At 72.5% G+C, this 26,811-nt stretch carries 25 protein-coding genes and 3 tRNA genes; 12 read left to right on the plus strand and 16 right to left on the minus strand.

The window, feature by feature from the left end; genetic code table 11:
• The first annotated feature begins 74 nt into the window (after nucleotides 1–74).
• The 3 genes from AC0HI0_RS32665 to AC0HI0_RS32675 are packed head-to-tail and all read left to right on the plus strand — an operon-like array spanning nucleotide 75 to nucleotide 3,180.
• Nucleotides 75–638: an RNA polymerase sigma factor gene (locus AC0HI0_RS32665; protein ID WP_480927322.1), complete on the plus strand. Its 564-nt coding sequence runs from the start codon at nucleotides 75–77 to the stop codon at nucleotides 636–638.
• Entirely contained in the window at nucleotides 635–1,057 is a 423-nt protein-coding gene (locus tag AC0HI0_RS32670) for a hypothetical protein (protein ID WP_480927323.1), read from the plus strand. The genes AC0HI0_RS32665 and AC0HI0_RS32670 overlap by 4 nt, the downstream gene beginning before the upstream one ends.
• Nucleotides 1,054–3,180 (plus strand): CHAT domain-containing protein, encoded by a 2,127-nt coding sequence (locus tag AC0HI0_RS32675; protein WP_480927324.1) that lies wholly within the window; start codon nucleotides 1,054–1,056, stop codon nucleotides 3,178–3,180. Before AC0HI0_RS32670 ends, AC0HI0_RS32675 begins: the two co-directional genes overlap by 4 nt.
• 114 nt (nucleotides 3,181–3,294) lie before the next feature.
• Here the strand turns inward: AC0HI0_RS32675 and AC0HI0_RS32680 are convergent, their stop codons facing one another.
• Nucleotides 3,295–4,380, minus strand: coding sequence for a S8 family peptidase (locus AC0HI0_RS32680; protein WP_480927325.1), 1,086 nt, complete (start codon nucleotides 4,378–4,380; stop codon nucleotides 3,295–3,297).
• A 239-nt stretch (nucleotides 4,381–4,619) separates the two neighbouring features.
• Here AC0HI0_RS32680 and AC0HI0_RS32685 point away from each other — a divergent pair, with 239 nt between their 5' ends.
• Together AC0HI0_RS32685 and AC0HI0_RS32690 are read left to right on the plus strand one after the other, a co-directional pair.
• Nucleotides 4,620–5,261, plus strand: a complete 642-nt coding sequence (locus tag AC0HI0_RS32685) for a hypothetical protein (protein ID WP_480927326.1) — start codon at nucleotides 4,620–4,622, stop codon at nucleotides 5,259–5,261.
• On the plus strand, nucleotides 5,258–5,503 hold the full coding sequence (locus tag AC0HI0_RS32690) for a hypothetical protein (protein ID WP_480927327.1): 246 nt from the start codon (nucleotides 5,258–5,260) through the stop codon (nucleotides 5,501–5,503). The genes AC0HI0_RS32685 and AC0HI0_RS32690 overlap by 4 nt, the downstream gene beginning before the upstream one ends.
• Before the next feature lie 328 nt (nucleotides 5,504–5,831).
• On the opposite strand, the gene yczR is transcribed toward AC0HI0_RS32690, so the two are convergent.
• Nucleotides 5,832–7,292, minus strand: a complete 1,461-nt coding sequence (gene yczR / locus AC0HI0_RS32695) for a MocR-like transcription factor YczR (RefSeq protein WP_480927328.1) — start codon at nucleotides 7,290–7,292, stop codon at nucleotides 5,832–5,834.
• Nucleotides 7,293–7,345: 53 nt separating this feature from the next.
• Here yczR and yczE point away from each other — a divergent pair, with 53 nt between their 5' ends.
• Entirely contained in the window at nucleotides 7,346–7,984 is a 639-nt protein-coding gene (gene yczE, locus AC0HI0_RS32700; protein ID WP_480927329.1) for a membrane protein YczE, read from the plus strand.
• Here the strand turns inward: yczE and AC0HI0_RS32705 are convergent.
• Both AC0HI0_RS32705 and AC0HI0_RS32710 read right to left on the minus strand, forming a co-directional pair.
• Entirely contained in the window at nucleotides 7,953–8,486 is a 534-nt protein-coding gene (locus AC0HI0_RS32705; RefSeq protein WP_480927330.1) for a Clp protease N-terminal domain-containing protein, read from the minus strand. The genes yczE and AC0HI0_RS32705 overlap by 32 nt on opposite strands.
• Nucleotides 8,483–8,695 (minus strand): helix-turn-helix domain-containing protein, encoded by a 213-nt coding sequence (locus AC0HI0_RS32710; RefSeq protein ID WP_041315643.1) that lies wholly within the window; start codon nucleotides 8,693–8,695, stop codon nucleotides 8,483–8,485. Before AC0HI0_RS32710 ends, AC0HI0_RS32705 begins: the two co-directional genes overlap by 4 nt.
• Before the next feature lie 63 nt (nucleotides 8,696–8,758).
• Between AC0HI0_RS32710 and AC0HI0_RS32715 the strand changes: the two genes are divergently transcribed.
• Entirely contained in the window at nucleotides 8,759–9,499 is a 741-nt protein-coding gene (locus AC0HI0_RS32715; RefSeq protein WP_480927331.1) for a protein phosphatase 2C domain-containing protein, read from the plus strand.
• A gap of 47 nt (nucleotides 9,500–9,546) precedes the next feature.
• Here the strand turns inward: AC0HI0_RS32715 and AC0HI0_RS32720 are convergent.
• The 5 genes from AC0HI0_RS32720 to AC0HI0_RS32740 form a co-directional block, all read right to left on the minus strand.
• Nucleotides 9,547–9,623: transfer RNA gene (locus AC0HI0_RS32720), tRNA-Phe, on the minus strand.
• A 35-nt stretch (nucleotides 9,624–9,658) separates the two neighbouring features.
• A tRNA-Asp gene (locus AC0HI0_RS32725) sits at nucleotides 9,659–9,732 on the minus strand.
• Between the two features lie 13 nt (nucleotides 9,733–9,745).
• Nucleotides 9,746–9,818 (minus strand) — tRNA-Glu (locus AC0HI0_RS32730).
• Nucleotides 9,819–10,213: 395 nt separating this feature from the next.
• The gene (locus AC0HI0_RS32735; protein ID WP_480927332.1) at nucleotides 10,214–10,849 is read right to left on the minus strand and encodes a ScbR family autoregulator-binding transcription factor; all 636 of its coding nucleotides are present in this window, start codon (nucleotides 10,847–10,849) and stop codon (nucleotides 10,214–10,216) included.
• A 200-nt stretch (nucleotides 10,850–11,049) separates the two neighbouring features.
• Nucleotides 11,050–11,292, minus strand: coding sequence for a hypothetical protein (locus AC0HI0_RS32740; RefSeq protein ID WP_360941108.1), 243 nt, complete (start codon nucleotides 11,290–11,292; stop codon nucleotides 11,050–11,052).
• Between the two features lie 165 nt (nucleotides 11,293–11,457).
• Here AC0HI0_RS32740 and AC0HI0_RS32745 point away from each other — a divergent pair, with 165 nt between their 5' ends.
• From AC0HI0_RS32745 to AC0HI0_RS32760, 4 genes are all read left to right on the plus strand, one after another.
• Nucleotides 11,458–11,856, plus strand: a complete 399-nt coding sequence (locus tag AC0HI0_RS32745; protein ID WP_480927333.1) for a hypothetical protein — start codon at nucleotides 11,458–11,460, stop codon at nucleotides 11,854–11,856.
• Nucleotides 11,857–11,899: 43 nt separating this feature from the next.
• Nucleotides 11,900–12,109 carry a heavy-metal-associated domain-containing protein gene (locus tag AC0HI0_RS32750; RefSeq protein ID WP_480927334.1) on the plus strand — a complete coding sequence of 70 codons (210 nt, stop codon included), beginning with the start codon at nucleotides 11,900–11,902 and terminating at the stop codon, nucleotides 12,107–12,109.
• Nucleotides 12,109–14,301: a heavy metal translocating P-type ATPase gene (locus AC0HI0_RS32755; RefSeq protein WP_480927335.1), complete on the plus strand. Its 2,193-nt coding sequence runs from the start codon at nucleotides 12,109–12,111 to the stop codon at nucleotides 14,299–14,301. The genes AC0HI0_RS32750 and AC0HI0_RS32755 overlap by 1 nt, the downstream gene beginning before the upstream one ends.
• A gap of 199 nt (nucleotides 14,302–14,500) precedes the next feature.
• Entirely contained in the window at nucleotides 14,501–14,809 is a 309-nt protein-coding gene (locus tag AC0HI0_RS32760) for a hypothetical protein (protein ID WP_480927336.1), read from the plus strand.
• Between the two features lie 216 nt (nucleotides 14,810–15,025).
• Here the strand turns inward: AC0HI0_RS32760 and AC0HI0_RS32765 are convergent, their stop codons facing one another.
• The 3 genes from AC0HI0_RS32765 to AC0HI0_RS32775 form a co-directional block, all read right to left on the minus strand.
• Nucleotides 15,026–15,229, minus strand: coding sequence for a cold-shock protein (locus AC0HI0_RS32765; protein WP_015105489.1), 204 nt, complete (start codon nucleotides 15,227–15,229; stop codon nucleotides 15,026–15,028).
• A gap of 218 nt (nucleotides 15,230–15,447) precedes the next feature.
• Nucleotides 15,448–16,275: a glutamate ABC transporter substrate-binding protein gene (locus tag AC0HI0_RS32770; protein ID WP_480927337.1), complete on the minus strand. Its 828-nt coding sequence runs from the start codon at nucleotides 16,273–16,275 to the stop codon at nucleotides 15,448–15,450.
• Between the two features lie 164 nt (nucleotides 16,276–16,439).
• Nucleotides 16,440–17,279, minus strand: a complete 840-nt coding sequence (locus AC0HI0_RS32775; RefSeq protein ID WP_480927338.1) for an oxygenase MpaB family protein — start codon at nucleotides 17,277–17,279, stop codon at nucleotides 16,440–16,442.
• Between the two features lie 212 nt (nucleotides 17,280–17,491).
• On the opposite strand from AC0HI0_RS32775, the gene AC0HI0_RS32780 reads away from it, so the two are divergent.
• Nucleotides 17,492–18,007: a hypothetical protein gene (locus tag AC0HI0_RS32780; RefSeq protein WP_480927339.1), complete on the plus strand. Its 516-nt coding sequence runs from the start codon at nucleotides 17,492–17,494 to the stop codon at nucleotides 18,005–18,007.
• On the opposite strand, the gene AC0HI0_RS32785 is transcribed toward AC0HI0_RS32780, so the two are convergent.
• The 4 genes from AC0HI0_RS32785 to AC0HI0_RS32800 form a co-directional block, all read right to left on the minus strand.
• Nucleotides 18,004–22,863, minus strand: a complete 4,860-nt coding sequence (locus tag AC0HI0_RS32785) for a DNA repair ATPase (RefSeq protein ID WP_480927340.1) — start codon at nucleotides 22,861–22,863, stop codon at nucleotides 18,004–18,006. The genes AC0HI0_RS32780 and AC0HI0_RS32785 overlap by 4 nt on opposite strands.
• The gene (locus tag AC0HI0_RS32790; protein WP_480927341.1) at nucleotides 22,860–24,866 is read right to left on the minus strand and encodes a flotillin family protein; all 2,007 of its coding nucleotides are present in this window, start codon (nucleotides 24,864–24,866) and stop codon (nucleotides 22,860–22,862) included. The genes AC0HI0_RS32785 and AC0HI0_RS32790 overlap by 4 nt, the downstream gene beginning before the upstream one ends.
• Nucleotides 24,866–25,426, minus strand: coding sequence for a hypothetical protein (locus tag AC0HI0_RS32795; protein ID WP_480927342.1), 561 nt, complete (start codon nucleotides 25,424–25,426; stop codon nucleotides 24,866–24,868). The genes AC0HI0_RS32790 and AC0HI0_RS32795 overlap by 1 nt, the downstream gene beginning before the upstream one ends.
• 90 nt (nucleotides 25,427–25,516) lie before the next feature.
• A complete protein-coding gene (locus AC0HI0_RS32800; RefSeq protein ID WP_480927343.1) occupies nucleotides 25,517–26,749 on the minus strand; it encodes a hypothetical protein in 1,233 nt (410 codons plus the stop codon).
• Nucleotides 26,750–26,811: the final 62 nt, after the last annotated feature.

Genomic DNA, 26,811 nt, shown 5'->3' on the forward strand with positions numbered 1-26,811 from the left:
CGGGAGGTCGTTCCGCGAACCACACCTTCGGGCGGCACCGGGATCCGGCCGCGCCGAGGGTCCCTCACATCGGCATGCAAGATCAAATCCCCAACCCGGAAGACAACGCCGACCTGCTGGCCCGCGCCCACCGGGGCGACCAGCACGCGTGGCAGGAGATCATCGACCGGCACATCCGCCTGGTGTGGGCGGTGGCCCGTTCGCACCGGCTGAGCCCGGACGACGCGGCCGACGTCAACCAGGCCGTCTGGCTGATCCTCGCCGAGAACCTGACCGCGATCCGCCGCCCGGAGCGGCTGAGCTCGTGGCTGACCACGACCGCCCGCCGCGAGTCGCTGGCCGTGCTCCGCCTGCGTGGCCGGGAACAACCGGTCGACCTGTGGGACTCGGTGGACGAGGAGCCGACCCCGGAGGACCTGGTGGTCGACTTCGACACCGACTCGCACCTGTGGCGCGCGTACACCACGCTCACCGAGCGCTGCCGGCAGATCCTGCACCTGTTCGCGTTCGCCCCGGAGATGCCGTTCCGGCAGATGGCGGAGGCCGTGGGCATCCCGTCGAACAGCCTGGGCCCCACCCGGGGCCGCTGCATCGAGGTGCTGCGCCGCCGCCTGGCCCGGATGGAGGTGGTCCGGTGAACGACCGGACGCTGCTGGCCGCGCTCGCCGACCTGCTCGACCGCCGCGACCCGCTGCCGCGCACCCTGACCGCCCGCGCCCGCAGCGCGCTCGCCGAGCGCATCGCGGCCCTGCCGACCCGACTGGTCACCGACTCCGCGCACACCGCCGACACCGGGATGCGCGGCTCCGGCCGGGTCCGCACGCTGCGCTTCACCGAACTGGAACTGCGCCTGGAACCCACCTCGACCGGCCTGCACGTCACCGGCCTGGCCCGCACCGGCACGCACGCCGTGACCGCCTGGCCGGGCGGCTCGCGCACCACCCCGGTCGACCCGGCCGGCTGGTTCCACGTCGACCACGTGCCGCCCGGCCCGGTCCGGTTCGTGCTGCGCCACGAGGGCCGCCCGGACGTCACGACCCGCTGGTTCGTCGCATGACCGCCGCGCCGCACCACGAACGCGCCCTGGCCCTGGTCGAACAGGGCCGGCTGGGCGCCGCCCACCACCTCACCGCCGAGGCCCTGGCCGCCGCCGCCGACCCGGAGGTGCACCTCACCGCCGCGTGGATAGCGCTCGACCGGGGCGACCCGCGCACCTGCGCCCGGCACCTGGCCGCGACCACGTTCACGGGCCTCGCCCAGGCCAGGGCGCAGTGCCTGCGCGGCCTCCTGCTGTGCCAGCAGTCCACGCCGCGCCGGGCCGTCGCCGAGTTGACCGAGGCGGTCCGGGCGCTGCGCCGCCACGGCGACCGCCGCTGGCTGGCCAACGCACTGACAGGCCGGGGCATCGCCCGCGCCCACGCGCTGGACCTGCTGGCCTCGGACGCCGACTTCACCGCCGCGCACACCCTCCTGGTCGAGCTGGACGAACCGGTCCGGGCCGCGATGTGCCTGCACAACAGGGGTTTCGCGGCGATGCTCGCGGGCCGCACCCCGACCGCCCTGCGGCACTACGAGCAGGCCGCCCGCGAGGGCCTGCGCACGTCGAGCCGCCCGGAAGCCCTGGTGGACCGGGCCCAGGCCCTGCTCGACACCGGCCTGGTCCGCGAGGCGCGGGACGTCCTGCACCCCGCGATCGCCCTGCTGACCAGGTGCGAACGCGGCTCCCGACTGCCCGAGGCGCTGCTGCTCGCGGCCCGGTGCGCGTTGCGGGACAACGATTCCCGCGCCGCGCGCGGCTACGCCGACCACGCGGAGGCCCTGTTCACCGCCCAGCGCCGCACCCGGTGGATCCCCGCCGCCCAGGCCGCCGCGCTCCAGGCGGGCCGGCCCGGCACCCCCGCCAGGACCGCCCGGACCTGCGCCGACCAGGGCCACCACGACGAGGCCGCCGAACTGCACCTGGCCACCGCGCCGCACCGGATCCCCCGCCACCGGGGCACCCCGAGGTCCCGCGCGATCGGCTGGCTGGCCCGCGCCCGCGCCGCCGGCACCAGACGCGCGGCCGCGGCGGCGTGCCGCGCGGGCCTGCGCCTGCACGCCCCCGACACGTGGCCCGGCACCGAACTCGCCGACACCGCCCTGCACCACGCCCTGACCGGCCGGGACGCCCGCGCGGTCGTCCGCTGGTCCGAGCGCCGGCGCACCTGCGCACCGGCCCCGACCCCGGAGACCGCCGAGCCGTTGGCCCGCCTGCGAGCGGCCCGGACCGGGGGCGACCACGCCCAGGTCGTCGCCCTGGAACGCGAGGTCCGCCGGCTCGCGCTGGCCGCCGGCACCACCCGCCGACCGGCCGCGCGCCTGGACGAACTCGCGGAGGCGCTGGGGGACGGGGCACTGCTCGACTTCGTCAGCCACCGGGGCCGGCTGGTCGCGGTGTCCGCCACCGCCGGCCGGTTCCGCCTGCACGACCTCGGCGACGCGCGGCTCGCGGCCCGGCACGCGAAATCGTTGGAGCTCAAGGAGAACCGCGTCGCCCTCGACCACCTCGACGCGCTGCTGGCCCCGGCCGGCGACCGTCCACTGGTGATCGTGCCCAGCGCGGAGCTGGAGCGGGTCCCGTGGGCCGCGCTGCCCGCCGCCCGAGGCCGCCCGGTCTGCGTCGCCCCGTCCGCGACCGAGTGGCTGGCCGCGTCCCGGAAACCGCTCACCACCGACCGCCGGTTGTGGGTGGCCGGCCCGAACCTCCGCTGCGCCGACCGGGAAATCGCGGCGCTGCACGCGCGGCACGGCGGAGAATGGGCGAGCACGTCCACTTCGGCGTTGTCCGGAATGGCCCGCGCGGACGTCGTGCACATCGCCGCGCACGGCGTCCGGCGAACAGACCTGCCGTCGTTCTCCCACCTCGAACTCGCCGACGGCCCGCTGCACGGTTACGACTTCGACCACCTCGGGAACGCGCCTTCGGTGGTCGTCCTGTCGGCCTGCGATTCCGGCCTGGCGACCACGCTGGCGCGGCGCGGCGTCCGGACGGTGATCGCCAGCGTGCGACCGGTGCCGGACGATCGCGTCGTCGGGCTCATGCTCGACCTGCACCGCCACCTGGACACCCCGGCGCAAACGCTTGCGCGAGCCCAGGCGGCGCACGGCGACCTGGGCTTCGTCTGCGTGGGCGCAGGCTAGACGGGCGAAGGGTGTTCGAGATCCGTTGGCGACGACAGACCTGAACACCCTTCCGACCGCACCCCGACCGCACGGCCGCCGATCGACCGGCGCATCGCCCGGCCGTCCCGGCGGTCAGCGCGGGCCGTTCCCGCCGGCCACGGCCTGCGCCCCGGCGACCCGGCGGACGGCGTCGGCCGGGGCCGCGCCCTCGTGCAGGAGCCGGGCGAGGTCGGCGGCGACGCGCGGAGCGGCGAACGACGTGCCGCTCCACCGCGCGAACCCGTACTCCCGCCGCTGCGGCCCACGTCCGCCCGACCCCGCCGTCAGCCGGACGAAACTGCTGGTCACGTCCACGCCGGGCGCGGTGGCGTCGACCCACGGACCGTGGTTGGAGAACGCCGCGTCCGCCCCGACCGCCACCACCTCCGGCAACGCCGCCGGCCACACCGGACGTGACGTCCCGCCGTTGCCCGCGGCCGCGACGACCACCCCGCCCGCGCGCCGGACCTCGTGCCGCAGCACGGGCGGGCACCGGTCGTCGGACGTGTGGCAGCCCGCCGTGAGCAGCACGACGTCCGCCCCGCGCACCGCGCGCAGACCGCGCGCGACCGTCACGTCGTCGGTCAGCCCGAGCGACGACAGCACCCGGTGCGCGCGCACCCGGACCCCCGGCGCGTGCCGGACCAGGACACCCGTCACGAACGTGCCGTGCCCGGCCTGCCGGTCCTGCCCCGGCCGCCCGTCCGCGTCGAGCACCTCCGGCACGGCGGAGAACCAGCTCCGCCCGGCGAACCAGGGGTGCGGGTCGAGCCCGGTGTCCAGCACGGCGACCGTGACGGCCCAGTCCTCGTCCGGCGGCGGGGGCGGCGCGTCGGCGGGCACCGGCAGCGGCCGGGCGGTGCCGATCATGATGGGGCTGCCGACGTGCACGTGGTTGGGCGCGACGTCCAAGCCGCTGTCCGCCGCGATCCGCACCGGTTGCTCGCCCGGCCGCAACCGGATCCGGGCGAACTCCGGTTCGGCCGTTTCGTCCACCCGGTCCACCCAACGGCGCAGCCGGTCCACGGCTGTCGGAACGCCGTCCGATCGGACCAGCAGTTCACCTGAACGGACCAGGCACTCGCGCGGGCCGCCGGGGTCGTGCACCGTCAGGTCGGGCTCTTGAGCGCGCCAGGACTCGGCGAGTTCCGGCAGCGAGATGACGTCGAAGCTGTCCACAAAGGACAAAATGCCCGCTGTCCACACCGGACGCTCGTTGTGGTCACCCGATGCGCTGAACACGACGGACGGTGTTCACGGACGGGCGCGGTGACCCGGACAGCCGCACGACACCGCCCTTCCGGGTGGGTTCCGTGCCAGAACGTTCGAAATTGCCCGGACCAGTGCTAAACATGGCAGAACGTCGACCTCGAACGGTCCGTCCCGTTCGCCGTACCCCGGAACGGTGGTGATCTCCAGTGGCAGGCTCCGACGCGGTGCGCCGCACCGGATCGCTGCTGCTCCGGGCGCTGGCGGTGGGCGGATTGGCCACGACAGCCTGGCTGCTCGGCACGGGTGCCGCAGCCGCTGACGGCCAGAACCACTCGGACGAGGCGTCGATGACGCTCGACGTGGTGAACATCGCGATCGAGCCACAGCGCACCGCGACCGCGGAGCTGGCGAACGTGATCTTCACCGGGCACCTCGCCGCGACCGCGCTCGACGCGCCGGCTCTCGCACCTCTCGCCCCCGGCGGGTTGACCCCGACGGTGGACCCGGCGCAGTCGGTCGACCTGACCACCCCGGTGACGGTGACCGCCGCGGTGCCCGAGGAGGAACCGACCAGTTTCAGCGGCGGCACCGAGAGCCGCACCGGGACGAGGACGGGCACGGTGACCAACACCCTGCCCGAGCCGGTGTACGAGGCGAAGGTCGCCGCGAAGGCGGCGGCCCGCCAAGCGGCCGAACAGCTCCCGGACCCCCCGCCGGCCCGGCAGGAACCGCCGGCACCGGTCGAACCGCAGATCCCGGCGCACCCCCGGTCCCGGCCTCCCCGCAGCACACCCCACCCCCGGCGCAGGCGGACTCGGCTCCCGAACCCGCCCCCGAGGCCCAGGTGAACTGGGAGAACCCGGAACCCGCGCCCGCCGCCCCGGCACCTCAACAGGCCCCGGCGCCCACCGCGCCGACCACGGCGTCCTCCTGCGGCCACGACAGCTCGAACGGCCAGCGCGGCGGCGTGATCGGTTTCGCGACCGGCCAGTCCGGCCTGACCCCGCCCACCGTGTGGTCGGTGGAGCAACGCGAGGACGGCCGTTCCGCGGGCAGCGTCCAAGGTCTGCCCAGCACTTCGCCCGACTGAGGCGCACGGCACCGCCCTGCCCTGAAGCGGCACCGCCGCCGGTCACGCGCACTCCGCCTGGTCCCGCACCGACGCGGACGCGATTTCCTTTCAGCACACCGAATTCTTCCCGTTCCTGCCGACCGCGCCCCGACAGGAACGGGCACGATCCCGTAGGCACACTGCCCCTGTGCCCACGGGGTCGAACGGGAACCTGCGGCCGGGGACGCCCTCCCTGGAACGTCCCCGCCGCAGGTCCACGAACCACCATCGGGCTCCGGCCATCGAGGGGCTGCGCCGGAGCCCGATGGGGACGGTCCCGGCCGGCGGTTCCGCGAGGCCGACCGGGTCAGGCCACGGGGATGGTCGCGTCGGCCTCGCCGGTCAGGGTGGTGCCGTTGACGGAGGCCGCCACGAGACCCAGCCGGCGGACGGCTTCGCGCAGCACGTCGGCCGGCAGCACGTACGGCAGTCGCAGCCACCGCTCGAACCCGCCGTGCGCGCCGAACCGGGCTCCCGGCGCCAGCCGGATGCCGTGGTTCTGGGCCACGACCGCGACCCGGGTGCTGATCGGCGCGTCCAGCTCGCACCACACGCTCAGGCCGCCCGCCGGTCGCCGGAACCGCCACTGTGGACAGTGCTCGCGCAACCCCGCCATCAGCACGTCCCGCTGCGTCCCGAGCAACGCCCGCCGGCCGGCCAGCGCCGCGTTCGGGTCGGCCATCAGGTCCGCCAGCACCATCTGCTCGACCACCGCCGACCCGAGGTCCAGCGCGGTCCGCGTCGACACCAGCCGGTGCACCACCTCGGGGGACGCGCGGATCCAGCCGATCCGCAGCCCGCCCCAGTACGCCTTGCTAGCCGACCCGAGCGTGACGACCAGGTCCTCCGCGAACGACGCCATCGGCGGCGGCCCGTCCAGCGGGTCGCCGTCGAGGTCCAGTTCCGCCACCGTCTCGTCGATCACCAGCGGCGTCCGCGCCCGCCGCGCGATGGCCGCCAGCTCCGCCCGGCCCGCCGCGTCCAGCCGGTGCGCGGTCGGGTTGTGGAAGTCCAGCACCAGGTACGCCATGCGCGGCGCGGCCTGCCGCAACGCCGCCGCGATGCCGGGCAGGTCCCACCCGGTCGGGGTCATCGCGACCGGCACCGGGATCGCGGACACGGCCTTGATCGCGTCCAGCGCGTTCGGGTAGCTCGGCTGCTCCACCAGCACCCGGTCGCCGGGGCCGGTGAGCAGCCGCAGCGCCAGCGCCAGCGCGTGCTGCGCCCCGCTGGTGATCACGATCTGGTCCGGCGAGGTCGGCAGCCCGCGCGCCTCGTACCGGGCGGCGATCCGCCGGCGCAGGTCGGGCAGCCCGTGCTCGTAGTACCCGTGGTCCACCAGGTGCTCGGGCAGCCGCAGCCGGACCGAGTCGAACGCGGCGAGCATGCCGGGGATGGCGGGCGGCGCGGCGCGGGCGAAGTCGACCATGCTCTGCCCGACCAGCGGGGTGTCCGGGACGATCCCGAGCGACCCGGTGGGCAGGCTGATCCACGAGCCGGCACCGCGCTTGCTGGCCACCAGCCCCTCGGAGCGGAGCTGGTCGAGGGCCGCGGTGATCATGGTCCGGCTGACCGGGAGGGCGTCGGCCATCTCGCGCTCGGCGGGCAGGCGGGTGCCGGCGGGCAGCCGGCCGTCCAGGACGAGCATCCGGATCGCGGCGGCCAGGTCCGCGGAGCCCTGGCGGGCACCTCGGCGACGCCACTCGCCGAGCTGGTGGGCCAGGCGGAAGCCGGATATACGTCCACCTGGTGGGACGTCATGGTTCATAAGGCCAATTATTGAACTTTGGCTCTGGAAAACAAAGCCAATCCGGGTGGACGATGGCCCACATGCTCGCAGCGCTGACTCAGGTCCCCGTCTCCGTGTCACCCGTTCGCCGCATCCCGCAGCTCATCGCGGGCCTCTGGCTCTACGGCATGTGCATGGCGCTCCAGATCCGCGCGACGCTCGGTCTGGACCCGTGGGACGTGCTGCACGAGGGCCTGGCCAAACGCACCGGCCTGACCTTCGGCACGATCACCGTGATAGTCGGCGCACTGGTCCTGCTCTGCTGGATCCCGCTGAGACAGAAACCGGGCGTGGGCACGGTCGCGAACGTCGTCCTGATCGGCGTCTCCGTGGACGTGACGCTCGCGTTCCTGCCCACCCCGTCGGACCTGGTGGTCCGCATCGTGTTCCTGATCACGGGCATCGTGCTCAACGGCCTGGCCGCCGCCGTCTACATCGGCGCGCGCCTCGGGCCCGGCCCGCGCGACGGCCTGACCACGGGTTTCTGCGCCCGGACCGGCACGTCGCTGCGCCTGGTCCGCACCGTGGTGGAACTCAGCGTGCTCGCCGCCGGCTGGCTGCTGGGCGGCACGATCGGCGTCGGCACGGTGCTCTACGCGCTGGCCATCGGCCCGCTCACCCAGGCGTTCCTGCCGATGGTCACCTGGGTGAGTTCACGACCCGCTTCCTGACCTCCGGGTAGTGCACCCCGTTCGCCTCCAGCACCTCGGCCACGAGCCCCTTCCCGGACAGCAGCGCCAGCACCAGGTGCTCCTTGCCGAGGGTCCCGTGGCCGAGGTCGCGGGCTTCGACGAGGCTGCGCGCGAGCGTCCGGCGGACCGCCGCGTTGAACGGCAGGTGCCCCCCGAACGGCCACCGCTTGCGCTTCGCGCCGGTGGCCAGCGCGCCTTCGCCGAAGGACCGCTCGACCGACGCGACGATCTCGTCGACGTCGATCCCGAGCCCGCGCAACGCGTCCGCGTCGGCCGAGCTGAGCCCGCCCTTGCGCCGGGCGTCGCGCAGCGCCGCCTCGACGTCACCCCGCGAGACGTCGAACGTCGCGAGCACCGGCGTGTCGAGCAGCGCGAGCAGCAGGTGCTCCGGCCCGATCTCGCCGGCGGACGCGTTCTGCGCCTCCTTGACCGCGTCGTGCACGGCCTGCCGGGCATCCCTGGTGAACCGTTCGCCGATCATCGACTCCCCCCGTGCTTCTTGTGGACGGCCTGTCGGCTCACACCGAGTTCGGCCGCGATCTCCTGCCAGGACCAGCCCCGGACGCGGGCGTTGCGCACCTGGACCGCTTCGAGCTGTTCGAGCAGCCGGCGCAACGCGCTGACCGCTCGCAGCCCGACCCTGGGGTCCTGGTCGCCCGCCGCCGAGGCGAGTTCGGTTGCCTCCGTCATGGCGTCAACTCTGGTTGACAAGCCCGAAGTTGTCAACCCACGTTGACGCTAGGCTCGGAGTCGATGCCCGAGATCACCACCGCCGAGCGCGCCGGGGTCGGCCCGGACGGCGCACCCAGGCCCACCGAAGACCGGATCGTCGTGCTGGCGAACGCGGTCGTCCTCCTCGACGGCGCGACCTCGCCCACCCCGCGCGAACGCGACGGCGGCTGGCACTCCGCGCACCTCGCCGCCCAGCTCCGCGCGCTCGACCAGCGGGGCGACCTGGCCGACGAACTGGCCGCCGCCATCGCCCGCCTGGCCGACGAGCACGGCCTGACCCCGGGCGACTCGCCGTCGTCCACGGTCTCGATCGTGCGCTGGACCGACGACACCGTCGACGCGCTGGTGCTCGCGGACAGCCCGGTGGTCGTGTTCGGCGGGAAGACCGAGGTCGTGTCCGACGACCGGCTGCGCAACCTGCGCGGGAAGGTCGGCCGGATCACCGACTGGCGCAACCGCGAAGGCGGGTTCTGGGTCGCCGAGGCCGACCCGGCCGCCGCGCACCGGGCGGTCCGCCGGTCGTGGCGACGTGACGAGGTGCACACCGTGCTGATGGCGACCGACGGCGTCTCGTGCGGCGTGGACGACTACGGACTCTTCGCGGATTGGCGATCGGTGTTGGACATCACGTTCGCGAAAGGACCGGAAGCCGTCCTGGACCAGATCCGGGAAGCGGAGGCGAATGACCCGCGACGGGTTCGGTGGCGGCGGTCGAAAGTGCACGACGACCAAGCGCTGGCGGTCCTGCGATTCGACCGGTGAAATGCGGAAAAGCCGCACAAGGAACCTTGTGCGGCTTTTCCGTGAGCTGGTGGCCAGGGGCGGGGTCGAACCGCCGACCTACCGCTTTTCAGGCGGTCGCTCGTACCAACTGAGCTACCTGGCCAGGTAGCGGCCCGGCCGTGCAGCCGAACAGCCTTGCGACCCAGACGGGACTCGAACCCGCGACCTTCGCCGTGACAGGGCGACGCGCTAACCAACTGCGCCACTGGGCCTTGCTTTACTACGTGCCCCCAACGGGATTCGAACCCGCGCTACCGCCTTGAAAGGGCGGGGTCCTAGGCCGCTAGACGATGGGGACCCGGTTCCTCCAGCAGCCTCTCGGGCCACTTTCTTCCCAGGCCCTCCACGCTGTCCGGTGGAAGCATCGTAAGCATAGGGCACGGGTGCCATCTACTCCAAAACGGGGGGTGGTCGACGTAGTTGACCTGCGATTCCTTCCCGTCCGGGGTCGGTCCGGAGCCTCCCGGGCGGCCCCGCGGAGCACCTCTCGGGCGTCACCCCACCCGCCAGGAGGGCCCGCGGGCCCCTCGGCCCGCGCCACGAGGTGCCGGCCGCGCCGGCGCACCCCTGCCGAGACCTCGCCCGGACCGCGCGGTCACCGGCAGTGAGTTCGACCGGGGCCACGACCGCGCCACCTGGCCGGACCTGGGGTTCTCCGGCCGCGACGGCGACGGCGGCCGTTGTGCGACACCGTCATAAAACGTCTGGCGGGGCGAACATCCGCACCGACGCGACGCACCACTCCTCCGTGGTGAGCCCCGGCAGCAAAAACCGCCAGATCTCCCGCATCCGCTCCGGGTAGTCCGCGCAGCGGGACGTCGCGGCGGAGATCAGCCGGGCCCCGAGCGCCGCGGCGGTGACCACCCGGGCGGCCGACCCCGGGTCGACGCCGGGCCGCAGCTGGCCCGCGTCCCGGGCCGCGACGAGCAGGTCCGCCAGGACCTTCTCCCAGCGCAGGTGGGCCGTCGCCAGGCCCGGGTAGCCGAGTTCACGATCGGCGGCCAGCCGCACGCCGGCGCGCAGCACCACGTCCCGGGACAGCAGCACCACGGCCTCGTCGAACAGCCCGACCATGGTCCGCAGCGGGTCCAGCCCGCGATCCCGCCACGCGTGCGCCAGCCTCGGCCAGGCGTCGTCCTGGACCTGGACGATCGCGGACGCCAGCGCCTGCTTGGACGTGAAGTGGAAGTAGAACGCGCCCTTCGTCACACCGCTGCGGTCGAGGATCACGCTCAGCGGCGTGCCCTCGTACCCCAGTCGGTCGAACTCCTCGGCCGCCGCCCGGAGGATCGCCTCACGGGTGACCTGAGCGCGGTGTTGCTGCGGCATCACGGCTCCGGGCTGGGTGTGCGGTCGCTGCGCCGCCCAGCCTTCGCGCCTGTGCGCCGCAGCGCAAGGACCCGCGCCGCCCGGATCCCCTGCCCGGAGATTGCCCCGGAACAGACCGCTCGGTAGGTTCCGAGGCGGCCCACCCGAGACGCGCCTCCGCGGGGTGCGCGTCTCGGATGGGTCGCCCGCGTGGCGCTCTCCTACCGTTGGACCGGTGGCGTGCCCCCGTCCTCACCCGGTGACAGCCCGAGCATGTCGAGCAGCAGTCGGCAGTCCTCGGCGCTGGTCGCGCCGCGGGCGACGGACAGCCGCGCGCGGTGGACCTGTTCGTCCGAGATCCGCGATGGTTCACCAGTCCTCTGCGCGGGCACCCCACCGCCCGGCCTGGACATGATGTCGTCCTGGTTCCACAGGAACTGACGTACTTCTAGGGACCCGCTCATGACGCCTCCCCGACTTGAGGTTGGCGCGAGGCTAAGCGAGCCCGTCGAACCGCCGCAGCCCCCCGCAGAGTGATTCCAAGGCAACGCAGTGTCACTTTCCGTGTTAACGACCTGGTGTCAAGCAGCCCGTGATGTGCTTGCCGCGAACAACGAGAGGGTGGACCCATGACCGACCCGGACTCCCGTCCGCAGCCCGCCGAGTCCCCGCAGGCCACGGCCGCCGACGCCGCCGCCGCGCCCGCCGCCGGGTCGCACCCCGACCCTGAGCCCGGGACGCCGGCCGGCGCGCGGGCGGAAGCCCCCGTCGACACCCCCGCCGAGACCGCCGTCGACACCCCCGCCGACGACGCCGCCGGCCCGGCGCGCGCGGTCCCGCCGGTCGACCCGCAGCTGCTGTTCGGCAGCCTGTCGCTGGCGTCGATCGAGGCGGACATCGACGCGATGATGAACGACAAGATGACCGAGCTGGACGGCATGTTGGCGGGCCTGGAGGAGCTGGTCGTGCGGCTGGAGGGCGAGATCACCTCGCTGGAGACCCCGCCGGACGATAGCCCTACCCCCTAGGGGTATCCTCGGTGGTGATCGCGCCGAGAGGAACGAGGGGCACATGTCCGTCACCACCACCTACACCGTCAGCGGCATGACCTGCGGCCACTGCGCCGCCTCCGTCACCGAGGAGCTGTCCGGGGTGGCGGGCGTGACCGGCGTCGACGTGCAGCTCGCGACCGGCGCGGTCACCGTGACCAGCACCCGCGAGCTGACCCCGGCCGAGGTCGGCGCAGCCGTCACCGAGGCGGGCTACGAGCTGGTCGGCTGATGCCCGCGCCGACCGCCGGCCGCGTCGAGCTGGCCATCACCGGCATGACGTGCGCGTCGTGCGCGAACCGGATCGAGCGCAAGCTCAACAAGCTCGACGGGGTCCGCGCCTCGGTCAACTACGCGACCGAGAAGGCCAGCGTCGAGTACCCGGCGGGCACGGCGGTGGCGGACCTGGTCTCGGCGGTCGAGGCGGCCGGCTACCAGGCCAGTCCGGAGCGCGGCGAGCAGGACCGCGCGGGCGAACTCGGCGAGCGGGTCGCGATCGCGGCCGGCCTGGGCGCGCCGGTGGTCCTGCTCAGCATGGTCCCGGCGTGGCAGTTCCCCGGCTGGCAGTGGTTCGCGCTGGCGCTGGCGTCCACCGTGGTGTGGGTGTGCGGCTGGCCGTTCCACCGGGCGGCGGCGGTGAACGCCCGGCACGGCGCGAGCACGATGGACACCCTGGTGTCGATGGGCGTGATCGTCGCCTACCTGTGGTCGCTCTACGCGTTGACGTTCGGCGAGGCCGGTGCACTGGGCATGACGCACGCGTTCAGCCTGGTGCCGCGAGCGTCCACGACCGGCGACGTCTACCTGGAGGTCGCCGTCGGCGTGACGGTGTTCCTGCTGCTGGGGCGCTGGTTGGAGGCCCGCTCGAAGCGCCGGGCGGGTGCCGCGCTGCGGGCGATGCTGGAGCTGGGCGCGAAGGACGTGGCGGTGCTCGCGGACGGCGTGGAGACCCGCGTCCCGATCAGCGGGCTCAAGGTGGGCCAACGATTCGTCATACGACCGGGTGAACGGATCGCCACGGACGGCCTAGTGGTCGACGGTTCGTCCGCCGTGGACCGGTCGTTGGTGACCGGCGAGTCGGTGCCGGAGGAGGTCGGACCGGGCGACCGGGTCGTCGGCGGCACGGTCAACGCGGGCGGCCGGCTCGTGGTCGAGGCGACCGAGGTCGGCCGGGACACCCAGCTGGCCCGGATGGCGCGGCTGGTCGAGCGGGCGCAGTCCGGCAAGGCCGAGGTGCAGCGGCTCGCGGACCGGATCTCGGCGGTGTTCGTGCCGGTGGTGCTGGGCATCGCGGTGCTCACGCTCGCGGGCTGGCTGCTCGCCGGGCGCCCGCTGGAGTTCGCGGTCACCGCGGCGGTGGCGGTGCTGGTGATCGCGTGCCCGTGCGCGCTGGGCCTGGCCACGCCGACCGCGCTGCTGGTCGGCACCGGCCGGGGCGCGCAGCTCGGCATCCTGGTGAAGGGCCCGGAGGTGCTGGAGTCGACCCGCCGGGTGGACACCGTCGTGCTGGACAAGACCGGCACCGTCACCACGGGCCGGCTGGAGCTGGTGGACGTGCTGCCGGCGGACGGCGTGACCCGCGCGGAGCTGCTGTCCGTCGCCGGTGCCGTGGAGCTGGGGTCGGAGCACCCCATCGGTGCGGCCGTGGTGCGCGGTGCGCGGGCCGAGGTGCCCCGGCTGCCCGACGTGACCGGGTTCGCCAACCGGGAGGGCCTGGGCGTCACGGCGACCCTGGACGGCCGCCGCGTGACGGCCGGTCGTCTCAGCTTGGTGGCGCTGCCGGACTCCCTGGCGGAACTGGCGGCGCAGGAGCAGCGCAAGGGCCGCACGGTCGTCGCGGTCGCCGTGGACGACGAGCCGCTGGGCCTGCTGTCGGTGACCGACGCGGTGAAGCCGACCAGCGCCGAGGCCGTCCGCGAGCTGCGCGCGCTGGGGTTGCACCCGGTGCTGCTGACCGGCGACCACCAGGTGGTGGCCGAGGCGGTCGCGGGCGAGGTCGGGATCGACGAGGTGATCGCCGGCGTGCTGCCGGCCGGGAAGGTGGACGTGGTGCGCCGGCTGCAGGCCGAGGGCCGGGTGGTGGCGATGGTGGGCGACGGCGTGAACGACGCGCCCGCGCTGGCGACCGCCGACCTCGGGTTGGCGCTGGGCACCGGCGCGGACGTGGCGATCGAGTCGGGCGACCTGACCCTGGTCCGGGGCGACCTGCGGGCGGCGGCGGACGCGATCCGGCTGTCCCGGCGGACCCTGCGCACCATCAAGGGAAATCTTTTCTGGGCGTTCGCCTACAACGTTATGTGTTTGCCGTTGGCGGCCCTCGGATTGCTGAATCCCATGCTCGCGGGTGCCGCGATGGCGTTCTCCAGCGTCTTCGTGGTGACCAACAGCCTGCGGCTGCGCGGGTTCCAGCCGTCGACTCCCTGAAGATTTCGCGTCAACCCACTCCCCAGGCCCACGTGCGCGTGCAACAATCCGAATTGCTGACACACCCCCGGTCAGCGCCTGTGGAGATCCCCTCCGGCCCCCGCGTTCCTCCCCCTGGCGCGGGGGCCTCTCCATGCACACAACTGTGACCCAGGCCACAGTTTGCCGCGTTCCGCAACGCAACCGTTATCGTGGCGCGGTGCCTCTTGGATCGCTAGGTCGCAACAAGTCCGGCCGCCACCGCCCGCCCGGCAAGGAGCAGGAAGAAGCCCTGCCCGACGAGGAGCTGACCTCGTACCTGGCGGCGCTCGCGCCCGAGACGGTGGACGCCGAGACCACGGCCGGCAACAGCTTCGGCAACGCGCAGGTCTACCAGCTCCGCCTCCAGCTCATGGCGAACGAACAGCTCAAGGAACTGGCCGCCGAACGGCAGACGTCGCCGCAGGCGCTCGCCACGGAGTGGGTCATGCAGCGCCTGGAGTGGGAAGCCCGCCAGCGCGGCTTCTAGACCCCGCGGATCTCCCCGGAGGGCCACCCCTCCGGACGGCGGCGCCCCGCTGCCGGTCCCGCCGACGACTCCGCGATCGGCCCGACCGGCCGCGCCCCCGGGCCCGGACGCCCGCACCGCCCCGGTGCGGACCCGGAAACCGTTGCCGCCACAGGTTCTTCACCCGGCAGGCCCCCGACCGCACGCGGTCGGGGGCCTGCCGTCACGAAGGGAAGATCAGACCTTGCGCACGTTCTGGGCCTGCGGACCCTTGGTGCCCTGGCCGATCTCGAACTCGACCCGCTGGTTCTCCTCCAGGGTGCGGAACCCCTGGCCCTGGATCTCCGAGTAGTGGACGAACACGTCCGGACCACCGTTCTCCTGGGCGATGAAGCCGAAGCCCTTCTCGGAGTTGAACCACTTGACAGTGCCCAGTGCCATGTACCTGCCTCCATCGCAGGAAAGCTTGGGGCTACACCGTGCAACCCCGGCCGTCCCGCCGGCGTTTCCCCCGCCGGCTGCGGCAGGGAACGCACGCCCGCGTGTCGTTCCGCGAGCGTGAGACACGAACACAGAAACCACGGCCTGCGCAGGCGAGCGTATCGGTTGACCACGTCCAGCACTACCACTGAACTACTGCGGCATGAACAACCGGGGCGCTACTTCTCGGTGACCTGCGGCGGGTCCGGCAGCTCGACGCCCGACTGGCCGATGTTGCGCTCCAACGCTCGCCGCCACTCGCCCGAGGACACCATCTTCTCGATGGCCGCGCTGACCGCGGACCGACCCGCGGCGTCCGACTTCGCCAGCCCCACCCCGTACTTCTCGGTGGTGAAGGGCTTGCCGACCAGCTTGAGCAGCTCGGGGTTCTCCGCGACGTAGCCCGCGAGGATGGCCTGGTCGGTGGTGACCGCGTCGACGTTGCCAGCGAGCAGCCCGATCACGCAGTCCGAGTACTGGCCGTACTCCACCAGCCGCACCTCCCGCGCGAACTCGGAGCTGACCTTCTGCGCCGAGGTCGAGGCGGTCACCGAGCAGAGCTTCTTGCCGTTCAACGCCTCCGGGCCGGTGATGTCGCCGTCGGTGTAGCGCACCAGCAGCCCTTGGCCGGTCTGGAAGTACGGCCCGGCGAACGCCACCTGCTCCTTGCGCTTGTCGGTGATCGAGTAGGTGGCGACCACGAAGTCCACCTGCCGGTCGGCGATCAGCTTCTCCCGGTCGGCGGACCTGGCTTCCTTCCAGGTGATGCCGGACTCCGGCACCCCGAACTGCTGGGCCACGTACTTCGCCACGTCCACGTCGAAACCGACGTACTTGCCGTCGATCCTGCGCTGCGCCATCCCCGGTTGGTCGTACCGGATGCCGATGGTGAGGTGCCCGTCCCGGGCCTTGCCCTCGATGGTGTCGTCGGAAGCGCCACCGCAGGCGGCGGCGAAGGTCAGGGCGGCCACCGCCGCGATCGCGGGCAGCAGTCGTCGGAACAGCATGGCTGCGAACCTCTCGGTGCTTCGGGGACGCGGTGCGGATCGGCGCACCGGACGTTGCTCATGCTAGGCACCGCGAAGGGGTTCACCGCTGCGACGAACGTCTCATCGGCCCAGCCCGCTGGACCGAACGGCCCAGTACCCGGTGTGACGTCGGGCAACGCCCGCTAGGGCAGCATCGCGCGCCGGGGCACGGCGGCCAAGCCGAGCCGCCGGATGGCCCGGTTGACGTGCCCTTCCGGCACGCCCCAGCGGATCGGCGGCGGCACCAGCAGAGCGGCGGTGCGGACGGTGCGCAGCAAGGCGGTGGCGGCGGGTTCGGGGTACGGGCGGTGGCCGTGCACGGCGTGCGCCCACGGCGGCAGCACCGAGTAGGCGAGGTGGCCGAGCAGGGGTTCGTACGCGCCCAGGCCGAGTTTCAGCACACCGCCGACCGGCGGCCGGTGCAGGAACCGGTACACCACCTCGGAATCGTCGGTGCGGCGCAGGTCGGGCAGCACCCCGGCGAAGTAGTCCGCCATCTCCCGGGCGCTGCCGGGCACCTCGTCCGCGTGCAGGCCGACGAGTTCGGCGGTGCGGCGCTGCTCGTCGTAGTAGCGGTCGACCTGCGCGTCGGTGAGCCGGTAGCCGGCGCGGCGCACCACGGCGAGGAACGAGTGCACCTCGGCGCAGTGCACCCACAACAGGAGTTCGGGGTCGTCGATGCGGAAGCGGTGGCCGTGTTCGTCCTTCGCGCGCAGCATCCGGTGCACCGACCGGACCCTCGCGGCGGCCCGGTGCACTTCTTCGGTGGTGCCGTAGCTGACCGTGCCGACGAAGCTCGCCGTGCGCACCAGCCTGCCGAGCGGATCGCGTTGGAAGTCCGAGTTCTGGACCACGGCCGCGACGGCGCGCGGGTGCAGCGACTGGAGGTAGAGGCTGGAGATGCCCGCGACCCACATCGCCGGGTCGGCGTGCAACTGCCACGTCACCGTGCCCGGTCCCAGGATCCCCACGTCCGCAGGCATGTTCCCGATCGTGTCACAGGCGCGGCGACCGTGGTGACGGCCGGGCGGTCGCAGGTGTTGCGGCACCGGCGGATCACCGCCGCGCGAACGGTCCGTGGTCGCGCGACCACACCTGTCGGGACGCCGGGAAACCGCACCGCGTAACACCTTCCGCGGGCCGAACGATTCCACGTGACCAACCGGGGAGAGCCGTCTGGAGCGGGTGCAACGGGATGAGCAGGGTCGGCCGGATCGCGTTCGCCGGGATCGCGGGTGTGCTGGCGACAGCGGCCGTGGTCACCATGGCGATGACGGTCAACGAGCCGCGTCCGGTGGACGTGCGGCGGGTCGACCTGAGCCCGGTGCAGCCCGGTGTGCTCAGCGCCACCTACACCACGACGGTGCAGGTCCTCCAGTCGTCGACGACCGTGCTGGTCGCCCCACCGCCGCAACAGCCCGTGCCGCCGCCGCGCACCACGACCACCGAGCCCCCGGCCGCGCCGCCGCACACCGCGCCGACGGGGTCGACCGCTCCGGCCGGTCCGACGACCACCCCGACCGACGACCGGCCGGACTTCGAGGACTGCGACTTCGACCACCTGCCGGACGGGATCTGCCTGCCGTGGCGGTTCCCGCCGTCGGTCCGCGAGATGTGCGCGTGGCTGCGCGACCACGGGTGGTCGCACTACCAGTTCCGCGACCCGTACGGGCGGGTGTACGACTTCGACGGCGGGATCTGCGGCGACTAGCGCTCCGCCAGCCGGTCGAGCGCGCCGCCCACCCGGTCCGCGAGCAGCCCGACCGCGCCCACGGCCCGGCTCACCGGGTCGTCGTCGGAGCCGCCGAGTGCCCGTGCCCGCAGGAAACCCGCCTTCACCTCGGCCCAGCGGCGGCCCTGCTCCGGCGTGAGCGTGCCGCGCAGTTCGGCCAGCTTCAACAGGTTCGCCTCCGCGCCGGAGGTCAACGTCTGGGCCTCGCCCAGGTAGTGGTCGTCGATGACGCCCATCAGCTCGGCGTCGTTCATCACCGGCACGACCTTCTCCGCCAGCTTGTTCATGTTCCGGTAGGAGCCCTGGAGCTGGAACGGCGGCTCGGTGCGCGACGCCTCGGACTGGGCGGCCGAGGCGATGTAGGTCCGGTTGTTGGCCAGCACGACCTCCTGGACCCGCACCAGCTTGCGCAGCACGCCGAGCACCTGCTCCAGCTCGACCGGCGAGTACGGGTGGGCGAGCCGGTCGGCCCGCACGTCCTCGCCGCGCGCCATCCGGACCAGCAGGTCGACGTCGCCGCGGTCCCTGGTCGACAGCGGGGCGAGCACCGGGTTGGAGGTGAGCGCGTTCTCGATGTAGCTCAACGCGAACAGGTCCTCGCGGCCGGACAGCACGTCGCCGAGGTTCCACACGTCGGCCCGGTTGGCGAGCATGTCGGGGATCCGGAACCGCTGCCCGGACTCGGTGTACGGGTTGCCCGCCATGCACACCGCGAACCGCTTGCCGCGCAGGTCGTAGGTCCGGGTCCGGCCGTCCCACACGCCTTCCATGCGCCGCTGTGCGTCGCACAGCGAGATGAACTTCTGGAGCAGTTCGGGCGAGGTGTGCTGGATGTCGTCCAGGTAGAGCAGCACGTTATTGCCGCCCTCCAGGGCGAACGAGATCTTCTCCACCTCCTGGCGGGCGGTGGCGTTCGGCGCGTCCGCCGGGTCGACGCTGATCACGTCGTGGCCCAGCGCCGGGCCGTTGACCTTGACGAACACCAGGCCGAGCCGGTTGGCGACGTACTCCATGAGGGTCGTCTTGCCGTAGCCGGGCGGGGAGATGAGCAGCAGCAGGCCCATCTGGTCGGTGCGCTTGGCCTCGCCCGCCGCGCCGAGCTGCTTGGCCAGGTTGTCGCCGATCAGCGGCAGGTAGACCTCGTCCAGCAGCCGGTTGCGGACGAACGCGCTCATCACCCTGGGCTGGTACTCGTCCAGCCGCAGCCTGCGCTTCTCGGCCGCCACCAGGTCGTTGCGCAGCCGCTGGTACTCGCGGAACGCGGGCACCCGCTCGGTGCGGAACCGCCGGGTGCGGGTCAGCACCTCGTCCAGCCGCACGACCATGGAGCGCCCGGTGATCCTCGGGTGCGCACCCAACAGTTCGTCCACAGTGGACTCCAGTTGGGCGGACGACTCGTAGCGCGGCAGCTCCCGGCACAGTTCGAGGGCGACCGCCTCGGGCAGGTCGGGCTCCACCCGGCCGCCCAGGAACGCCTCGTACCAGCCCTCGACCAGCGCCTTGCGGTCGTCCAGGTCCGGGAACGCGCGCAGGTCGTCCTCGAAGTCCTTGCGGTTGCCCAGACCCCGGTGGAACGCGTCGGTCAGCGCCCGCGCGGCGGCACTGGCCACGAACCCGGGCGGCGCGGCGCACAGCTCCTCGAACAGGTACTCGCCCGCCAGCGGGTCGCCCGCCAGCGCGGCCAGTTCGGCGCTCAGCTCGTCGATCGCCCCGGTGTGGCCGAAGATCGTGCGGGCCCGGCCCAGCGAAGCGGCCCGCCGCGTCCACCGGGTGCGGTCGTCCTCGCCGGCGCGCGCCCACAGCAGCTGGGCGGCGGCCCGCGCGGACGGCGGGAAGCGCAGCAGCCCGGCGCCGGCGTGCAGGCGCAGCAACGCGTCCAGGATCTTCGCCGCGTCGTGGTCGTGCACGCCGCGCTCGTACCCCTCGTCCAGCCGGGTCTCCGCGACCTGCCGGACCAGGTCGAGCAGCCGGCCGTCGGTGGCGGCGACGTGCAGTCCGTCCAGCGGGTGCTCGGCGAGGATGGCCGCCGCGAGGTGCTCGGCCCGGTACACCTCGGCGGTCTCGGAGACCACGAGCTGGTCCCAGAACGGCCGGGTGGCGGCGAACGCCTCGTCGCGGACCGGCGCGCGGAAGTCGGTGCCGGTGATGGCGAACGACAGGCCGCCGTCCTTGGGCACCAGGGTGAGGTCCAGCGGCTGGGTGTTGACCGCGAACCGGTGCCGGCCCAGCCGGATCGTCTCGCCGTCGAACAGGTCCAGCCGGTCGCGCAGCGCGCGGCCCGCCTCCTGCCGCGCGGCCAGCACCCGCCCGGCCAGCTCCTCGGCCCGCACCTGGTCGCCGAGGTCGCGCAGCTCGTCGGCCACGGCCCGGATCCGGCCCACCATCGGGTCGGTCGCGAAGTAGGTGTTGACCTCGTCCAGCGAGCCCAGCGACGCGACCCGGCGCACCACGCTGCCCAGGATCCGGTCGGCGGACTCGGCCAGCCGGTCCGCCCGCCGCGCCCGGTCGTCCAGCAGCGCCTGCTTGCGCGACGAGAACGCCTCGTAGACGTCGGTGCGCTTGGTGCCCAGCTGGGACAGGAAGTCGTCGAACTCGCCGAAGCGCGATTCCAGGTTCTCCAGTTGCAGCAGCAGTTTGCCCAGCTGCTCGTCGCAGCGCTGCGGGGTGTCGGCGACCGCGAGCGCGCCGGTGATCGCCTGCCCGAGCAGCGCGAACTCGGCGGCGAACTCGGCCCGTCCCTCGGTGGCCGCCAGTTCCCGCCGACGACCGTCCACAGTGGCCCGTGCCCGGTTGAGGCCGCCGAGCACCTCGCCGATGCGTTCCAGGATCGACGTGCGCACGGTGGCGTCCGCGATGTCCAGGGAGCCGACGACGTCGGTCAGCACTTCGAGGCCCTGCTGACGTGCGGCGAGTTCCTCGGCGACCGGCTTGGCCTCGGCGACCGTGCGGATCGCCGCCGCCTTGCCCACCAGCACGTCGACCTGCTCGTGGAAGGCGGTGAACGCGTCGTCGCGGCGCAGGTGCTCGACCGCGCGCTGCGCCGTGTCGTCCAACTGCTCCGACAGCGTCGCGGCCAGCGCGTCGATCCGGGCGAGGTCGACGTACCGCATCTCCCGCAACGTGATCAGGTGCCCCTGCGCGGCACGCAGTTCCGCCAACCGGCGCACCCACGCCTCCGCGCCGCCGGGCGTCTCGCCGCGCGCGTGCCGGATCAGCGACGCGACGTCCGCGTCCGCCTCGGCCAGCGCGGCGGCGGCCTGGTCGGTCAGCGCCTGCACGGTCTCGAACTCGTCGAGCACCTGTTCGGCGGTCGCCCGCAGCTCGGTCAACGGGGTGCGCAAGTCGCCCAGGTCCGGCTCGCCCAGCCAGTGGTAGGCGTCGAAAACCCTGGTGCAGGAGGCGATCAGGTCCTCGAACACCGCCACCGACGCGGCCGTCTCGCCGACCGCCCGGCTCACCGACAGGCAGTCCGAGATGCCCCGCACCAGGTCGGCGTTGCCGATCCGCTCCAGCGCCCCGGTGCCGACCGGCTGCGCGGCGGCGTAGGTGTCGGACAGGTACGGGGTCTGCCACACCTGCATCGGGTGCACGCGGGTCGGCTCGTCGTCCACCGCGCGGAACACGACCATCGTGCCGTCGTCGAACAGCGAGTACCCGTGGCAGGACAGCGGTGTCGAGACTTCCTTGCGGATCACGTTGTAGGGCAGCAGGAGCGAACGGCCCTCGCGGCGGGCGTGGAAGACGTAGAGCACGTCCTCGCCGTTGGTGGACCGGATGACCCGTTCGAACTCCAGCTCGTCCACGGCGGTGTCGAAGGTCTTGCTGACGCCCGTGGCGAGGTAGAAACCACCCGGGAAGATCAGGCCCTGGTCCTCCGGGAGCCGTTGGCAAGCCTGGCCGATGCCGTCGAGTCGCACCACGGTCTTGGTGCGGGTGTTGAACACCAGGTGCCGCCACGCGGTCTCGTTGTACGGGCGGATGCGCAGCAGGATCTGCGACCCGACCCGCGCGTACTCGACGTCCGCGTCCGCCAGCGACTGCAACGGCTCGTCCACCGGTTCGCGGTAGACGCCCTCGCCGGACTCGGTGTTGTTCTCCACCTTGATGGTGAGGTCGCCGCCGACCGTCTCCACGAAGACCTCGTCCTCGATGGAGATGTGCGGGTGGCGGCCCAGCACGTGGTGCTCGCGCGCGGTCGGCGTCCACTCGAAGTCGTGCGACGGCGGGAACACGTGGTCCCGCTCGCCCCGGTTGTCCAGGTACTTGACCGTGCCGTCGAGGTTGACCTGCCAGCGCAGCACCTTGGTGTCCCCGATGCGCGCGCCGGTCTGGAACACCGCGAGCAGCTTGCCCTCGATCCGGCGCAGCTGCACCAACCGGGTGTCCCGGTAGTACCGGTACAGCTCGGCGAAGTCGCGCAGGAACTGCGGGTCCCGCAGCAGGCCGGGCAGCTCGTCGTGCGCGTCCTCGAACCGGAACACGTCGCCGTCCCGGGTGAACCGGTGCAGCGAGAACACGTCGTCGACCGCGGTCTCCGGCTTCAGGCCGATGAACACGTTGTAACCGAACAACATCAGCCCGGACACCGCCGTGCCGTGCTCGTCCGCGGCCGACACCGACACGCAGTCGCGCGGCACGCAGTTGTTCTCCGTGCGGATCCGCTCGGTGCCCAGCAGCGTCAACTCGGCGCTGCCGAAGACCTCCAGCCGGCGCGCGTTGAGCGCCTCGGCCCGGCGGGCCAGCCCGGCCGCCTGCTCGCCGAGCCGGGCCTTGAGCACCTCGTAGGTGCCCGCGTCCAAGGTCGCGGACACCTCCGCCGCCACGGGAGCTGTCACGACTGGGCGGCCAGCGCGGCCACCGGCCGTTCGGCGACACCGAGCCGCTGCGCGGCGGCCAGCAGTTCACGCAGCTTGCCCTCGTCCGGGCCACCCGCGTTGATCAGCTTGAGCAGCACCGCCGACACGGTGAGGTTCTTCAGGTCCCCGGTGCCGAACGAGCCGAGGATCCGGCCGATGTCCTGGGTGAAGTCGGCGGTGCCGTCGAGCCACGACCCGCCCAGCGTCTTGGCGACGTCGGAGTGGTCCACGAACCCGTCGAGGCTCTTGCCCACCGAGATCGCGCCCACCACGCGGTCGAAGAACATGCTGTCCCCGCCCACGATGTCGATGTCGGCCTTCTCCAGCCCCGCCGCGAGCACCTTGGCCTGCGACTCCGCGACCTGGCGCTGCACGTCGATGTCGGCCAGCCGGATCTCCTTCTCGGCCTCCAGCCGCAGCCGGTACTCCTCGTGCTCGCGGGTCGCGCCGTCCAGCGCCGCCATCGCGTTCGCCTTGTCCGACAGACCTTCCGCCTCGCCCTTGAGCTTCTCCTTGATCGCCTCGGCGATCACCAGCGCCTTCTCCCGCTCCACCACGGCCTCGGCGCGGCCGATCTTCTCGATCGCGTCCGCGTCGCGCTCCCGCACCTGCACGTCGGCCAGCCCCGCCGCGGCGGCTTCGGCCTGCTTGCCCTCGGCCAGCCGGATCATCGCGCGGGTGTCCAGCTCGGCGGCCTGCTGCCGGGCCTCGGCCAGCAGGAGTTCCTCGCGGGCCTTGAACTTCGCCGCCGCCTCGGCGGCCTCGGCCGCCTTGATGTCCTTGACCAGGTGCTCCTGCGCCTGCGCCTCGGCCTGGATGACGGTGGTCTCGCGCAGCCGCTCGGCCTCCTCGACCGCCCGCAGCCGCTTGATGTTCTCCTCCTGCTCGGCCACGGTCTTCTCCACCGCGATCCGCTCGCGGACCACCTCGGCGATGGCCCGCTTCTCGCCCTCGACCTCCTTGTCCTTGGAAATCCGGGACAGCTCGGTCTCCCGCTCGCGGCCGATCACCTCGAGCTGGCGGTCCTTCTCGATCCGCTCGGTCTCGATCGCGATCACCCGCTCGCGGTTCTTCTCCGCCACGGCGATCTCGCGGGACTTGTTCTCGTGCTGGATGCCCAGCTGCTCGTCGGTGCGGATGGCCGCGGTGGTGGCCTTGAGCCGCTCCTCGGCCTGCACCTTGGAGATCTCGGCCTCCTCGCGGGCCCGCATGGTCTCCACTTCGCGCTTCTGCTTGATCTCCGCGTCCGCCTGGCGGCGCTCCAGTTCGAGGATCGCCTCACGCGCCTCCACGTTCTGGCGGGTGATCTCCTTCTCCTCGCCGCGCTGGAACTCGTTGGTGCGCACGTGCTCGATCGCGGTCAGCTCGGTGATCTTGCGGATGCCCTGCGCGTCCAGGATGTTCGACGGGTTGAGCTGCGCCATCGGCGTCTGCTCCAGGAAGTCGATGGCCGCGTCTTCCAGGCTGTAGCCGTTCAGGTCGGTGCCGATGACCTCGATGATCTGGTCCCGGAACTCGTTGCGCTTGGTGTAGAGGTCGACGAAGTCGAGCTGCTTGCCGACCGTCTTGAGCGCCTCGGAGAACTTGGCGTTGAACAGCTCCTGGAGGGTCGCCTCGTCCGAGGCGCGCGCGGTGCCGATCGCCTGCGCGACCTTGATCACGTCCTCGACGGTCTTGTTGACCCGCACGAAGAACGTGATCCGGATGTCGGCCCGGATGTTGTCCCGGCAGATCAGGCCCTCGGTGCCGGCCCGGCGGATCTCGATCGTCTTCACCGAGATGTCCATGATCTCGGCCCGGTGCAGCACCGGCAGCACGATCGCGCCGGTGAACGTCACGTCCACCTTGCGCACCTTGGAGATGATCAACGCCTTGCCCTGCTCGATCTTCCGGAACAGCCGGCTGATCATGAACAGCAGCGCGAAGACGACGACCAGGGCGACGGCGACCAGAATGCCGAACCCGGTGGTGATGACGTCCATCAGTGCTCCCCCAACGGGTAGGTAGGGATAGGGGCGACCCAGAAGAACTCGCCGTCCTGGTCGTAGTCGAAGATCAGCGCGGTGACGCCTGCCGTCAACGGGTCCTGCCCGGCTTGGCGGACCTGCACGATCGCCGACGAGCCGTCGTCCGCGGTCACCTCGGCCTGGCCGAAGCTCGCGGTCACCGTGCCGGTGCGGATGACGCACACCTTGCCGACGAAGTCGTTGCGCGACGCGGATTGGATCGTGGGGTAGAGGTGGCGCAGCGGGATCACGGCCAGCCGCGCGACGATGAAGCCGACGGCCAGCGACCCGGCGAGGATCGCGACGTCGAACCCGTCGACCAGGGTCGTGCCGGCCAGGCACGCGAACCACGCGACCGGCACCAGCAGCGAGACCACGACACTGGTCGGCACACCGCCCAGCCCGTAGGCGAGTTCGACGCCACCGTCCAGGTCGACCCCGAGCGCGGCCAGCAGCCAGAACAGCACCACGGCGACGAGCAGGACCGAGAGGACGACGGTCGGGAAGGCGAGCGCGGCCGTGAAGAAGTCCCCCATGCACCCCCCTCTGGTCGAGAGGCACGTTAACCCGTTAACTGCGGTTTCCGCTGTGTAATGACAGAACGCGGTGGGCCGGCTACAGATCCGTCATGAGGGGCCGTTCCCGTGCAGGAGCAGTCCGGAAACCCTGGTGGCCGGGTTTCCGGCGAAGCTCACGACCGCTCCGGACTCGTGCGGCATGGACCGGATGCTCATGCCCGCGAACCCTTCCTCGGTCACGAACCAACCCCACGTCGTGAGCCACGGGCGTTCGTCGCCGGGCACCGCGTCCAACGTCGGCCGCACCCGTTCCTGCACCACGTACGGCCGGCCGCGCGTGTCGTCGAGCAGCGCGCGCCACTCCGCGTCGTCGTGCAGCCAGCCGGCGTGGACGCCGGTCCCCGCGAACTCGTCGGACGCCTTCAGGATCAACGTCTCGCGGTGTTCGCGCAAATGGTCGAGCGGCACGTCGTCGGCGTAACGGGTCCACGGCAGCAGCCGGTCCACGACCTCCAGTTCCTCTGCGGTGAACCGGTCCCGGTGCAGCGACAGCAGGGCGAGCGTGGACTTGTTGCCGTACAGGTAGTTCTCCAGCGGCGTGCACACCTCGGTCTTGGTGGCCTTGAGGAACGCCTCGGCCTTGCCGACCGCTTGGCGCGGCGAGAAGAACCGGACCACCGCGTCGAGCCGGGTGCCGTCCAAGTAGAGGTAGCCATTGCGCTCGGTGACGCTCTCCAACTCGCCCAACAGGATGTCCACGCCGAGCCGCGCGCACGATTCCTTGAGCGAGGCGAAACCCTTCTCGAACTTCCGCAGCATCCCGCCGGCTTCGAGGAACGCGACCGTGCCGGACCCCGTGACGCGCAACAGCTCCCGCACCGGGTGCACGTACGACAGGTCGTGCTCGCGGACGAATTCCCGCAGCTGCGGCGCTTCGTGGATCGCACGGGCGAGGTCGCCGAGGTCCCGGTTGCCGAGCTGGCTGCCGGAGTTGAACTCCAGGAACCGGAACCCGTCGCCGACCCGGTAGATGTCGGCGCGGCCGTGGAAGCCGGGCCGTTGCGCGGACATCAGCGCAACCTGCTCGGGCGGCACGCCCAAGGCGTCCGCGAACCGCGCGAGGCTGCCGCCGAACAGCCTGTCCGGCAACGAGGTCAGCAGGTCGTAGATCGCCCGGACGTCGGCGGTGATCGCGTCGGCGGTGGCCCGGTCGAGGAAGAACGGCCTCGGCACCAGCCGGCGCCCGTACAAGGCGTCCAGCGCCGGCGGGAGGTCCAGCCGCTCCATCACCCCGTGCAGGCTCTCGTCGGACATGAACGCCTGCGTCACGTGATCGGTCACGGCAGCTCCCTAGGACTGGTCGCCGCACATGATGTCGAAGCCGGGGACCGCGATGGCTGCGG

This window comes from Saccharothrix sp. NBAS 001, from assembly GCF_056640475.1.